The following is a 12676-nucleotide window of genomic DNA, read 5'->3' as shown; positions in this document are numbered from 1 at the left end:
ACAACCCCACATCAACTCAAGACCGCTTCATCAACTCATCTGACATCGCAATCACATTTTTGACGCCCTCATCCAACCAACACGACATTATACAAAGATGCGAAGGATTATAATCCGGCGTTACCGGCCATAAAACACCACGCAAAAATTTTTTTGTAGTACGGATATCCATAGGCAAATTAATAAACGGCAGCACAGATCTAATCCGAGTAAAAAAAGAATATAGACTGCAACTGGCAACCTCTAAATTTATAGTACGTGTATCTCCACCAAATCTTGTGCTACTGGCCAGCGCTCGATAAGCTCGTGGTAAATGCCGAGCATTTACATTGGTGAGAGAGCCCAATAACCACACGTCTGTTGCAGCCCGCAAAAGCTGCTCCAGGAGACCGATATCAAGTGTGTAATCACAGTCGATTGCGGAAGCCATTTCAGCATCTGGAAACACAACCCCATACTGTCCCCGAGAGTTACGAGCCCCCCTATAAACCACTAGTAGTGTATGGTGTTTCTCACACACCCAAACACAAGGAAGCTGATGCATAACATGCCAGTAACTAACGCCAAACTCAGCTTCTTCAGCCTTACCGCATTCCAGGCAAAACTTAAGCGGGTGTGCAAGAATACACTTATTGTTTTTTAGCTTTTGCCTGTGCCAAAAATAATCCAAATAAAAATCTCCAGCCTTGCCTTCACAGGACCCCCTAAAAATTAAATAATATGGCGCTATAGTATGATTTAAAACTATAGAGGCTTGAGACCCAAACTTTTGCCCACTATTAACTACAAAGTTGGTCAGCCTCTTTGGAAAATCGTGCTCAAACCCTCGATACAGATGAGAAAACAATAACTGGCTGGTAGTTGATATCTTCGCGCACCCTAATAGGCGATGCAACCTACAACACAGACCATAGAAACTCTCACCTGGAAGCCAGTCAATACTAGGAATATCCATAAGATAAGGACCTATATTAATCCGAGCACACCTCAGAAGCGGCGTCGAATATTAATTTCGTAACAGGATATCTGGATATCCACTCTTCCCAGTATTTAACCGTAACACCAGAAAAACATCTCGCCTCATTACTCAAGCTTGCTTGCGCTGAAAAGCTTGGAGTCAGTGCTAATTTTACATAGGGAGTCCGCGGCGTGTCTGGCATCATCACCTTTCTTCCGCTGACATCCCAGGCACTAACTACCGACCGACCTGTCCAAACTTCCTTCTCCATCGCAGAAGCTTTAACCGCAATAGCGTACCTAATTACCATTTCAGGAGTTTCAGCGTATAGACCGGCATTGGTAGTTGTACTGCGCAGCATGTCGCAAAAAACAAATATCAGCATATAAGCAGCGGCAGGATTTAAGAGCTGAAGCGACTTAACAACTAATTGCCTATGTATAAACGAAACGAGCGCCACAGCCAAATCTTGACACTTGTTAACTTTTAGCAACCAAACACAAACAAACAGACAATCGTAAAAGCAACGGCATTTATCTAGCACATCCAACATTGAAAGTATAAATTCATTGTCACGATTAGACTTAATCATTAATTTATTTGTTATTGCAGCCGCATCTGCATGCAGTGTGTCGATGATGGATTGAGAGCTGATTTTTTTTCCAGACAAAATAGCCCATAGTGGATGCTTGAAAATATCGGTCGATCCTGGACACGCCCTTTCTGTTTTGACTAGCGTAACCGCATTTGGGAGCTGTTCCCCTAAAGTAAAACGCTTCCATTTTTTCATGAGATGATTGACTGCCTTCTCGTCCAAGTCTTCCGTACCCATACTTTCAAGCTTGGCTATGGACGACTTTGACGAAAGGTCAACAACACCGAGCGATAGCGTTATCGCGTCGACCCAAGCCAGAACTTTACCTCTTGAAATATAACTATCGATTTGGCCAGCCCGATCGAGTCCATCTATGCGTAAACTTTTTGCATCACTGAGCAAATTCCTCACAAACGCTTGTAAGGCGGGACCATCAGAAAAAGTACTGACATACACCATATGTAAAAAACCACCAAACTATGGAAACTTAGGTTCACTTCAAAAAATTGAGACGCAGGTATACCATCTAATAATTGTTGCGGACAGAGGGTAACTACGATGGACAGCCAGCTTGAAAATGACGAAGAAGTGCTGTTCCTCGCACAGTCGATAGAAAATAGTTTAGCGGATAAATACGGGCAGCTCATTCCTAGCAGAAGCTTATGGCGAGAGCTCAGTTACCCTTCAATGACTGCTATGCAACGCTCGATATCAAGGGGTTCTATAGGCGTACCGACATTCGGCTTACAACATAGGCGTGGCCGTTTTGCCTTAACTCGCGACGTCGCCTTTTGGCTGGCTAAACAACGTTGCACAGCAAAACCACTTTCAGGAATTTTGAATGAATAAATGAAAACCCTGAGGGGCAGATGTGAAAAAGCCCAGGTTGGACCCCTGGGCTTTTATGGTGATGTCAGGTTGGCGCCATGACAACTCCATTCTCTGCTAATACCGGTATGCCGTCAAGGCCCACCGCGCCTCCATTCGTCCTCGACTTAATTGTTCAAGCTCATCAAAAGGCAAGTTCTGATGAAGGCGAACTATTGCAACTAGAATATATCGCGACTATGCGTAACAGAGCGTAACAAAGCGCTCGTATCATAGTTGCCCTTCTATACAGACGAAAGTATGAGCAGAGCACAGAATGCTTTTTTCAGAATCATCGAACGTCAACTTTCCTTTCAATGGGGAGACCAGTACCAACCGTCTATACGCGCTTCTCGTTCCGAAGGCCCCAGCATATCTCGACTACGGGAGCTCAATTGGAAACGGTATGGCCGTACGCTTCACTTACTATCGACTCCCGAAGTTAGAGCTGTGAATCTTGCACTTTACAATCCGAATGTATTTGAAATTCATGAACAAAAAATGCTTCACCCCACCCCCACTACTCATCCTTTGTTTGGTCATCCGCTGGCACAGACAATGCTACTCGCTTCACATAAAGGAACTTTAGACGTCGCTGAGCGCTTGGGTAAACTCCGCTCACATCCAACGATATGGATCGATGATGGTGAGCAAAGGGAACGTTTTCCATTTCCATACCTAGGAGATCTCCTTCTTTACCTAAAGTGCTCTGATAGTAGTCCCTACTGTGTTAACTGGACTGTTAAAAATACAGAATCTGATTTTAACGAGCACCGGAGAAGTAAGGTTAAAACTCTGAAACAGCGACAACGTGACAAAGAAAGGGCTGAAATCAGACACGAAATTGAGCGTATTTATTACTTAGACGCAGGAATAAGAACTCAGAGAATTGTAAAAAATTCAATTGATGATGAAGTTTCTGCAAATCTTGATATGTGCATGAGCGCCGAGGACAGGCTTATCACGCTGAGCCCTTTGACAGTCAAGGACTTTACACAATCACTCAATCAAGCGATTGGTACAGACACAACTGCGGCCGAAATAATCAACAAATACACCTCACATCACGGGAAGGCGCACGAATTTCGAATGCTTTTTTACCGTGCAGTATGGCGCCGAGAACTTTTGCTCAACCTTTTTCAGCCTATTTTAATCGATCGCCCAATGAATCCTCAGGATCAAGATGTTCTTGATGTGTATTCAAGTTACTTCGCGGGACTTCCCCAATGTTAATTGGAACAGGGCTAGTCGCCAGCGAGGGGTTTCGCTCATTGCTGCCTCAAATCACTTATCACTTTCTCAGAAGTGATGGGATCAAAAGATTAGTCAGCTTGATTTTTTTTGAGTATGACCGTGGCCAGGGTAAAGCCACAATGCAAAGAATAAAGCAAAGCGATTTTGAGCTAGGCATCCTTGAGGGCCATATAAAAACAATCGATAGCGCAGTTTATTTTCCAACTTGGCTGCATGGCATTCAAAGCCTTAACATCGCTACTGCTGACGCTCACCGTCAAAGCAAAAAAAAATCATACACAGATTATATGGATGAACGCTTTCTTGCTATTGAGGAATTGGTTAGAAACATTGATAGCATTCTATCATCTGAAAATCCCGATCGCATAATCAATAAACACGCGCGATCGCTAAAACCTAAAAAAAATGAATCCAGAATTCGCTTTTGGTTTTATTCATATATCGTTTTTGGATTCAACAAACTAGCATTGATGCCTACTTTTCATAAAATCGGACACTGGGATCGCTTTATGGCAAACGTCACTTGCAAACTAGGACGCCCCTCATTGGTAACAGGAAAGCATTTTGGATTCCATGTCACTAAAGACATGGAAGAAAAAATTGTTAGTGGGTACGCAAAATACGCGGATAACGGCATGTCAATGGATTCTATTTATGAGGCCGTTATTACTAACATTTTCAAATGTGAAATCATATCTGTTGATGGCTGGAAGCATTTCATCCAATCAGAAGGAGACCCTTTCCCGACACTAGATCAGTTTACATACCGAGTCAAAAAGCACTTTAACTCCTATCAAAGAGGTGAGGTCAAGCTCGGTCCAAAGGGGATCAGATCAAAAAAGATAGAAGAGCGCGGTAAATTTTCAGAAGAACTTACTAATGTTATGCAAAAAGTTGAATTTGACGGATATTTCACCAACGACTTACCGTCAGGTTTGATAGAGAACAGTCCGCTTAAAAAACTTTGCGTCGTTAGAGCTGTATGCGGTTTGTCAGGTGCCATAGTGGGTGTAGGTTTTTCCTATGCAGGCGAAACTCTCGCCGCCTATAAAATGGCTTTGTTTTCTATGGCGCTTGAAAAATCAAAGTATGCAAAACTATTTGGCTGCGATATTAAACCTGATGATTGGCCAGTTGTAGGAATGCCATCTTATATGGTTGCAGATAGAGGCCCTGGAGCGACTATTGATATTGCAAAAATCGATGCAGGCTTGACTGCCAGAGACTTAGCCCCTTCTTATCAACCACAATCTAAAGCAACCGTTGAGTCATCGCATCCAAAAAATACGACTATTGAAGGCCCACCCGTAGTTCTACAAAGCAATTTAAATACAGTTCAGATGATCAAGCGAGAACTGCTGAGGGTTGTAGCTGACAATCAAACTTCTAATGTTAGCAATAGAATGACACCTGACATGTTTTTTGAAAACATTGCTACCACCCCAATTTGCTTTTACGAGTATTACGCGCAACGGTCTAGATCAAGCGCTTACCCAATGAATTTCGATGACGCTGTGCGCCGTTTTTTAACGCCTATAGAAGTCAATATCGAGTCTGACGGAGTACATTTCAAGTGTCGTCGATATGACAGCCCTGATTTTCGAGCTACTGGAGTATATGACTCTGCAGCTCGCCGGGGCTTTAAGCTATCGGGCTTTATGCTCGATTTATGCGTGAGGTGCATCTGGGTTGATGTCAGTAACCGTTTATTTGAACTGGATGCTTTGTTACCGATGAAGGCCGACAGGGCTCAACTGTTTGTGACATATGCTGAGTTAGAGGAGGAAAGCCGCCTTAGAAATTTGGCGGCCTCCAAAATGCGAGTTCATAAATCAGCAGCTAAAGGTGAATATAAAATAATGATGAACAAAAACCTTGGTGAAGGTTGGGAAACAGGCAAAAAAATCTCGCGAAAGGCCAAAAAATCCGTCGCTCAAACTCGAGATGCTAATGACTTAAACAGAGCTCTAGGAACAAAGAAATGAATTTTAATATTTGGGCTGATCGTTTTACAAAACTTCGTAGTGACGACGATATCAACAGATTAGTTTCTGTACGACCTCCTGAAGTTGTGGGGCTCGAAAAATTCAGTCCTGATATATCTGCTTCTATCCTCGGCACCCGATTACAGTCAATTTACTTACCAAACTCGTTCGCTCTGAAACTACTACGCGAGATAAATGAACTAGCCTATACACACTGCTTTGTGAGTTATAAAGATGAACAGCTGTACAAAAAGCACCTTTATAGCCCTACCACCAGAGAATACTTTCCGATCTGCCTCACGGGTTACGCAGGAATTGGAAAGTCCCAGCTTCTCAAAGCAATTCCGCGAATGTTCTCCCAGGATACTGATCTATTTATTGAGGGAATAGGTAAGATCCCACTGAAAACCTTGTGGCACGTAAATATGAAAGACAAAAAAGGTGTTAAACAAGTATTGCACGACTTTATACCCGACCTCATAGGTAAATCAGGGACGAGAGTTGGGGTCGATGAATTGCTAAGAATTTGTAGAAGGATTGCATTTCGTGACGGCATCTCCTTTATGAGCATAGATGAGCTTCAATTCTATGAGCAAGGAGCTATGGCTACAAAAATTTGTACTTCACTATTATATGCGGCGACTATTGGGCTTCCAGTTATATATGCAGCCAATTTCGACTTATGCACAAAAATGTTGCTAAGGCCTCAGCAAGAACGGCAGCGCCTACTAGTCGAACCCAGAGTGATGTGGCCAGATGATCCTGACGGAGATGATTGGTTTAATTTCGTTTCAGAGTGCATTAGGGTATCAGGAGGCATTTTATCTAACAGCGCGTGCGATTTCTCATCGACACTTTTTCGCTACACCGCCGGAATTAAGCGCGCAGTTGTTCAGCTGATAAAACTTGCTTACCGCAATGCACGAACACGGGGCGCGCATAAAATTTCGGCTTTAGATCTAGATGCCGCTTACTCATCCGCGCAATACTTCACTAACAAAAAAGATGTTCAATGTATACAATCTCAAATCATCTCAAATAAGCCCGAGAGAATGGACTTATGGTGTCCGTTCGAAAGCCAGATTATGAACAGCCCTAATATTCGCGCACTTACCACAGCTATACGGGACACACAAGCATCGACAGGCTATCTGACGTCCACGATGACCCCCGCAGAGCGCGAATCATTTGAAAGCCTGCAAGCGAAAAACTTTGTAGATGATTCATCAATTGTTAAGTCGGTTAGTAAAAGAAATAATGACGTTGAGTCCCTGAAATCAGCATTTAATAAAATTTCGCAAAAAACTGATCGATAGCATTCGTTTTAGCTAAAACAATCAAAGCACGAAAAATTGCACACTTAATGGCTTGGCCAGGATATCAAAAGAAATAGGTACTCAATTTTTACGCTGGATTGAGCTAGTGAGTACCGCGGGAGATGTGACCGACGCCCATATTTTCGGTCGTCTTGGTCCTTAAATTTGAGGTCCTTAGCAGTGAATGGATGTGCGCACCACCTAGAAAGATGTGTGAATGGCTCGCTCAGCACCCAAGCCCTGTCATCCAGCGCGGTGGTAGAACTGAAGGTGTGAGCGAACCACGAGGTAGTATAACAGCAACCAATTTCATATTAGTACTCATTGCACTTTTATACACGTTGCCAGTTGTCCTTGGGTAAAGTCACAAGAGATGCCCCCCAGTTGCTTGCATACCGAAGCTATACAGCAGTGCAAAAATATGGCTGAAAGCAACCATCGGGTATTGGCCGCAATATGACGAGTACGGTCCGACAGGATCATTAAATTATGCACCGACTGTGGTAGGCAGTTAATCCACACTGGAGCTCAAAAATTGTTCCGTAATTCGGTCTGTTCTGCGTTCTTCCAGCTTGCCGGCCAGTGGTATTTCGTACGAGCTTGGATAATACCGTAAGAGTTGGCAGGCCTGACGACGAATTGACTCCGCAAGCGCTTGATCCTGGCCCAACTCAACTAGAAAATCATGACTCTGAATAAGCGCTCTCGTGCGTTCGTTCGGCATTGTCATAGCTTCCTCCTTACACAAGCGGATTCTGATGCAGGCAGCCTTCACCTTGGTAGTGTAGGGAATGACTCTATATTGAGATATTGTTGAGCCTACACCTCCGCCCTCCTATTGCGAGATAGAACTGTACTCAGTCATTCGGTTCAAAATGTTGCTGAGTAGGATTTACTCCCAAATACGCTTATCAACAGACGCATAGATCCCTACCGCGTTCAAAGGAAACCGTGGATCGATAGCAGCTTGGATAATTTCTCGGCCTTGCCCATCCGCTTGCCTTCGACCTGACCAGCCATTTGCATCGAATCTGATCAACTCGTTTCGTAGCCATGACAGCCTGAGAGCGCCCCATTGCGGACGCTCGCCACCGGCTATAGCCAGCCAAAAGTGGTCATTCCTGACCGCTAGCAAGCGGCCTTACGATTGCACTGCATGTGTTGCTGGCCTGACGCCTGTGCATGATGCCCTGCAACCGGGCATCACTCCCTGTTCAGCACATCGATGATAGGGCAAGCGGCCCCGCCGTCGCTTGCATCGCACTCCTGCACCAGTCCGTCCAGCACCTGCCGAATTGCGGCAAGGTCGGCCATCTTTTGCTCGATCAGGGCCAGTTTGCGCACGGCCAGTGCTCGAGTCTCGCGACAAGTGCAGGCCGCATCCAGTGTCAGCAGTGCGCCCACCTCATCCAGCGTGAATCCCAGCGCCTGCGCCCTCTTGATGAAGCGCAACCGTTTGACCTGCTCCGGTAGATAGCATCGATATCCGCCGGGCGGCTTCGGCGGCTCATCCAGCAAGCCGCGTCGCTGGTAATAGCGAATAGTCTCGATATTCACCCCGGCAGCTTCCGCCAACTTGCCGATACTCAGCCCTGTTGCCATCACACGCCCCTTGACTCTGTACCCGGGTACGGAGTTTAGAGTGACTCTAGGTTAGATCGATTCAATGGAGAAAACGATGGCTCAACAGATCGGCGGATCCTGAGGCGTTGACCAAGGCGGCGATGAATGCGGGTTATCCCTCCACCATGCACAAATGAGGCAACCATGAGCGTCGTCATCCTCGAATCCGTGTTGACCTGCCCGCATTGCGGTTTCGCCAAGCAGGAGGCCATGCCCACGAACGCCTGCCAGTTCTTCTACGAGTGTGGCAATTGCAAAACCCTGCTACGCCCGAACCCCGGTGACTGCTGTGTGTTCTGTTCGTTTGGCACGGTGAAGTGCCCGCCGCTCCAGGAGCAGCACGGATGCTGTAGTACGGATTGACCTGCGTTTGTTCGGTTTGTCAGACGCCCCTGAAGCGCCTCAAACCGTGGTTATGGGAGGTCAGTATCATGTGGAGTCGCTCCCTGATGCTCGTGGTTATCTACCTGACTATCACCCTCTGCATCGGCTGGTTGTTTACCATTGCTCTCCTGTATTGGCTTTAATCCAATTGGTGACGATCGGTCGGTCCGCATTTGGTGCTTTTTTCGGTAGGTAGCTTTGTCCAGATCGCAGTCGTTGGGGAGTCGCTGCAATGGGTCGATTCTGTTGAAAAAGTCGACCATGGTTTCCGCAGCAGAAAAGTATGCGTCCGAGATTGAAATCTTTACTTTCGGCAGAGACTTTCGGACTCGGATTTCACGTAGCAGTGTGCAAAAAAGGCGTTTTAACCAGTCAATGACCAAGCCGTTTGGGTGAACCGACTTTTTCAACAGAATCGGTCGTTAACTGCCTCTCTCGACAGGCAGATATTGGCCAAAGCAGGCATCTCCTTGCAGCAATCCACATGCTCACGTTTCAACCTACGCGATCGGCTGGATCAGCCCGCATGCCAACGGCTCCAAATTCAATTGGGGCTTTTATGTAGAACAAGGAAATTTCCTCGGCCGCAAGGCGCTCAAACAAGCGAGTGAACTCTTCTTCAGAAATTGCCAGACGGATCTCGGTTGGCTGATCAGCCAGCTCAAAAAAATGCGAGGAATGCAGTTTTCCCGAATGTCCGAAGCCTTCAATACCGGTTGCCAGAGTGGCTCCACGCAGCCCCATTTCTTTGGCCAGATCGACAAGCCAGTCACCGAGCATTTTTCCATGATGACGGCGGTTCTGTTGGGTAAAGAAAATCACCAGAAACCCTTTCATGACGATCACCTCTTTAGCGTGTGCCAAATTGAAACGAGAGAAGCCCTGCTGCAGTCATCGCCAGTGAGCCAGCGACGTGGAGCGATATGGCACCAATCGCCCAAAACAATCTGCCCTCCTGAATCAAGGTGACAGTTTCAGCTGAGAACGTAGAGAAGGTTGTCAGCCCCCCACAGAAGCCGGTGATGATCAGTAGTCGCCATTCGGGACTCAGCGATGGCGTTGCGGCCAGGAAGGCAATCGCTAAACCGATGATGTATCCCCCAACCATGTTGGCAATCAGGGTGCCCGGCGGAACAGTTGGGAACAGGGCATTGAGTTTGATACCCAGCAACCAGCGTAACCAGGCCCCAAGTGATGCGCCGATAGCGATAACGAGCAATGACTTCAGCATAGCTGCGCGTCTCCTATCGGCATGAATAGGCGAGGAATCTCTGACAACTGGATGAACAGATGGGGGATGAACGGGGAGATTGAAATCACGATCCTGTCCTAAGTAGGAGGACAGGGCGACATACCTACGCACCCTGTCCAGGGTTCACGTAGGCATCATCAGCACGAAGGCGGTTAAAGGAGGAATACCATCTCCTTCAGCCATCCTATATCAGCCCCGCTAAAGGCTTCAAGGTAATACCAAGCTTGAATTGAAGCACTTAGGGCGGGGTCCGTTATGGGTCGGTGGCTGCGTTCGCGACAGGCAACAATCGGCCGATTCTGTTGAAAAAGTAGCTCCCCTGTCTGGACTGCGGCAAAATCTCTGCATTGGCTGGCGGGGGATCACATAGCATGATGGGACAGTTATCGAGTGGGCAGGAGCGACTGTTTTACTCGTTCAACCTTGAAGATCACATCCCCGCCAATCACCTTCTGCGCAGCATTGATCGGTGTCTCGATCTGAACGATCTGCGCCATTACCTCGCCGATTTCTATAGCCCGATTGGGCGTCCGTCGATTGATCCCGAACTAATGATTCGCATGCTGATCGTGGGCTATTGCTACGGCATTCGCTCAGAGCGACGGTTGTGCGAAGAGGCCCATTTGAACCTGGCGTATCGCTGGTTCTGCCGGTTAAGCCTTGAAGATGAAGTCCCCAATCACTCGACCTTTTCCAAGAATCGACATGGCCGTTTTCGGGACAGTAATCTGTTTCGCTGGTTGTTCAATGAAGTGCTGCGTCGCTGCATGGACGCAGGCCTGGTTAAAGGCGAAGGCTTTGCCGTGGACGCCAGCATCATCAAAGCGGATGCGAGTCGGCAGCGCGGCGTACCGGGTGATGAACCGGTCAACTGGAGCGATCCGACTCTGAGCACCCGCGCCGTGCGTGAGTACCTTGAAGCCCTCGATGAAGAGGCTTTGGCCGAAACGCTACCGAAGCGCCTGTCGCTGACGGATCCTCAGGCCCGCTGGACCGCTGCTCCAGGCGGCCCAGCTTTCTACACTTACTCTACGAATTATCTGATCGATACCGAGCACGGCGTGATCATGGATGTGGAACCCACACCGGCTCATCGAACCGCAGAAGTCGAGAGCACCAAGACGATGATCGATCGGGTCGAAGCGCAGTTCGACATCAAGCCGGAACGCCTCATTGGCGACACCGCTTACGGTACCGCGCCGATGCTGGCCTGGATGGTGGAGGAAAAAGACATCGAGCCGCATGTGCCGGTGTGGGACAAAACTGAGCGCAAGAACGACAGCTTTTCGAGTAACGATTTCCACTGGAATGAAGAGGCCGAGGAATACCGCTGCCCAGCCGGCAACGTATTACGCAGCGAATGGCGAGCCTTCAAGAACGAGCGTTCGCACGTCACAAAAGCCAACACCATCATCTTCCGATCCAGACAGACCGACTGCGCGACATGTCCGATGAAAGCCAAGTGCTGCCCGAACACTCCGATTCGCAAGATCGTTCGCAGCGTCCATGAAGCCGCTCGTGATGTGGCTCGACGCATCGCAGCGACGCCGGAGTACGTGCGCTCTCGCCACGAACGTAAGAAGGTGGAAATGTTGTTTGCTCACCTCAAGCGCATCCTGAAACTGGATCGCTTGCGACTACGTGGCATGAGTGGCGCGTCCGATGAGTTCACGCTGGCGGCCGCGGTACAGAACCTGCGACGTCTGGCCAAACTTGCATCTCAAGGGCCACCTTCTACGGGATAGGTGCGCCTGCACGAAGCAAAAAACCTCAAACTAACCCACTAACAGAGCAGCAAAGGTCAACGAAGGGCCGAGAAACCACTCAATGTGGTGAGTAGGTTCTCCGGTAGTGGTCGTGCCTGAGTTTAGGCGAGCTGAAAATCCGACTTTTTCAACAGAATCGGCCAATAGCAGACGTTCGTCAGTTGAATCAAGGATGCTTGTCCACCAAGTGCCCACGGGCTCCTAAGACTTCGCACAAAAAGACCAGCGCTCGACGAAAAACAGGGTGGCAATCGTCATAAGGGAGATGGTCGAGCGAAGCCCAGAAAAATTCGAAGAGGTGACCATGGTCATCGAGCGTCTGATGTGACCATTGTTCAGGTAGTGGTCCACCCGCCTGGCACAGCTGAAACGACCAGATCTGGCCGTGATGACCGGACTCCCAACATCCTAGATCGTCTTCGATTGCGGCGGCGCTTATACCAGACTCTTCCGCCAGTTCACGCAGGGCTGCTCGGCCCGGTGTTTCTCCCTTTTCAATGGTTCCCTTCACCAGTTGCACCCCAGCCTGAGGATGACGGAACAAAAGGATCCTGGGGAGCCGCGCGGAACAAAGAACTACTGAGCAGGCCTTGTCAGGACGCATGGCGATTTCCTTATCGGTAATGAAGGCTCGCCATCATACGCTTTCAGCTATTTCGTAACGGGTGTGGGCTGG

Annotated in this window: 13 protein-coding genes and 1 riboswitch; of the genes, 6 read left to right on the top strand and 7 right to left on the bottom strand. The window is 47.9% G+C overall.

Annotated elements, in window-relative coordinates; all coding sequences use genetic code 11:
- Positions 1-16 precede the first annotated feature (16 nt).
- Both BSF40_RS09910 and BSF40_RS09905 read right to left on the bottom strand, forming a co-directional pair.
- Positions 17-955 carry a TniQ family protein gene (locus BSF40_RS09910; protein WP_095964991.1) on the bottom strand — a complete coding sequence of 313 codons (939 nt, stop codon included), beginning with the start codon at positions 953-955 and terminating at the stop codon, positions 17-19.
- 16 nt (positions 956-971) lie between these two features.
- Positions 972-2012 carry a hypothetical protein gene (locus BSF40_RS09905; protein WP_095964990.1) on the bottom strand — a complete coding sequence of 347 codons (1041 nt, stop codon included), beginning with the start codon at positions 2010-2012 and terminating at the stop codon, positions 972-974.
- 99 nt (positions 2013-2111) lie between these two features.
- Here BSF40_RS09905 and BSF40_RS31760 point away from each other — a divergent pair, with 99 nt between their 5' ends.
- The 4 genes from BSF40_RS31760 (at position 2112) to BSF40_RS09890 (ending at position 6975) form a co-directional block, all read left to right on the top strand.
- On the top strand, positions 2112-2402 hold the full coding sequence (locus tag BSF40_RS31760) for a hypothetical protein (RefSeq protein ID WP_141249725.1): 291 nt from the start codon (positions 2112-2114) through the stop codon (positions 2400-2402).
- Between the two features lie 468 nt (positions 2403-2870).
- Complete coding sequence (locus BSF40_RS31755; RefSeq protein WP_141249724.1) at positions 2871-3653, top strand: transposase; 783 nt, start codon at positions 2871-2873, stop codon at positions 3651-3653.
- On the top strand, positions 3647-5659 hold the full coding sequence (locus BSF40_RS09895) for a hypothetical protein (RefSeq protein WP_095964988.1): 2013 nt from the start codon (positions 3647-3649) through the stop codon (positions 5657-5659). Before BSF40_RS31755 ends, BSF40_RS09895 begins: the two co-directional genes overlap by 7 nt.
- Entirely contained in the window at positions 5656-6975 is a 1320-nt protein-coding gene (locus BSF40_RS09890) for a hypothetical protein (protein WP_095964987.1), read from the top strand. The genes BSF40_RS09895 and BSF40_RS09890 overlap by 4 nt, the downstream gene beginning before the upstream one ends.
- Before the next feature lie 511 nt (positions 6976-7486).
- On the opposite strand, the gene BSF40_RS32995 is transcribed toward BSF40_RS09890, so the two are convergent.
- A complete protein-coding gene (locus BSF40_RS32995) occupies positions 7487-7699 on the bottom strand; it encodes a BPSL0761 family protein (protein ID WP_305887519.1) in 213 nt (70 codons plus the stop codon).
- Between the two features lie 479 nt (positions 7700-8178).
- Complete coding sequence (gene merR / locus BSF40_RS09880; protein ID WP_095964985.1) at positions 8179-8577, bottom strand: Hg(II)-responsive transcriptional regulator; 399 nt, start codon at positions 8575-8577, stop codon at positions 8179-8181.
- Between the two features lie 165 nt (positions 8578-8742).
- Between merR and BSF40_RS09875 the strand changes: the two genes are divergently transcribed.
- Entirely contained in the window at positions 8743-8961 is a 219-nt protein-coding gene (locus tag BSF40_RS09875) for a GDCCVxC domain-containing (seleno)protein (protein ID WP_095964984.1), read from the top strand.
- Between the two features lie 516 nt (positions 8962-9477).
- Here the strand turns inward: BSF40_RS09875 and BSF40_RS09870 are convergent.
- Positions 9478-9819: a DUF190 domain-containing protein gene (locus BSF40_RS09870; protein ID WP_095964983.1), complete on the bottom strand. Its 342-nt coding sequence runs from the start codon at positions 9817-9819 to the stop codon at positions 9478-9480.
- Between the two features lie 13 nt (positions 9820-9832).
- Positions 9833-10213, bottom strand: a complete 381-nt coding sequence (gene crcB, locus BSF40_RS09865) for a fluoride efflux transporter CrcB (protein ID WP_095964982.1) — start codon at positions 10211-10213, stop codon at positions 9833-9835.
- Between the two features lie 142 nt (positions 10214-10355).
- A riboswitch (Fluoride riboswitch) is annotated at positions 10356-10417 on the bottom strand.
- 188 nt (positions 10418-10605) lie between these two features.
- Between crcB and BSF40_RS09860 the strand changes: the two genes are divergently transcribed.
- Entirely contained in the window at positions 10606-11979 is a 1374-nt protein-coding gene (locus BSF40_RS09860) for a transposase (protein ID WP_095964981.1), read from the top strand.
- A gap of 187 nt (positions 11980-12166) precedes the next feature.
- Here the strand turns inward: BSF40_RS09860 and BSF40_RS09855 are convergent, their stop codons facing one another.
- Complete coding sequence (locus BSF40_RS09855) at positions 12167-12604, bottom strand: NUDIX domain-containing protein (protein ID WP_095964980.1); 438 nt, start codon at positions 12602-12604, stop codon at positions 12167-12169.
- Positions 12605-12676 lie beyond the last annotated feature (72 nt).

Source organism: Pseudomonas sp. ACN5, assembly GCF_002303975.1.
Lineage (GTDB): Bacteria > Pseudomonadota > Gammaproteobacteria > Pseudomonadales > Pseudomonadaceae > Aquipseudomonas > Aquipseudomonas laurylsulfatiphila.
Note: the sequence above shows the minus strand (reverse complement) of the source record. Positions and strands in the feature narration are given on the sequence as shown.